Here is a 472-nt window from a genome sequence, read left to right as displayed (position 1 = left end):
ATTCCAGGCCTTCCCAGGCGCTGCGGACGATGCGCTCGCGCTCAGGCGCGAATTTCAGCCTGATGGGGCGGGGAAACATCTTGTCGTTCAACGGTCGTCTCCATGATTGCCGCAAGTCGCCGGGCGACATGCGTGAGAGGCGTCCGGTAACGTCGGCGGCAGGGCAGGGTTCCCTTGCCCGGAGATCAAATCTCTGCGTCGATGTCCGACAGCGATCTCGGCGTCGGCGCTTCGGCGTTGTACGCCGCTGGGCGGTCATGCTCGAACTGTTCGGCGCCGGGCAAAGCGTGCAGCCAGGTCTCGCGCCTGGAGGTCCACAATTCATATTCGGGCACGAGATCGGTCGGCGCGATGTCGAGGCTGCCGATTGCCACCTCGGCCTCGTTGTCGTCGACCCAGGCGACGCGGCCGCCGCATGTCGGGCAAAAGCTGCGCGTGCCATAGGAGCTGACGAGGCCGGTGGTCTCGAAGG

1 pseudogene is annotated in these 472 nt (G+C 65.5%); it reads right to left on the bottom strand.

What is annotated here, in order from left to right:
* Window positions 1–185: 185 nt before the first annotated feature.
* Window positions 186–472, bottom strand: a pseudogene (locus EN994_RS34835) (GFA family protein); the annotation flags it as partial.

The organism is Mesorhizobium sp. M7A.F.Ca.CA.002.09.1.1, from assembly GCF_003998555.1.
In the GTDB taxonomy this organism is placed as follows: domain Bacteria; phylum Pseudomonadota; class Alphaproteobacteria; order Rhizobiales; family Rhizobiaceae; genus Mesorhizobium; species Mesorhizobium ciceri.
This window is presented reverse-complemented; position numbering and strand designations above follow the sequence as displayed.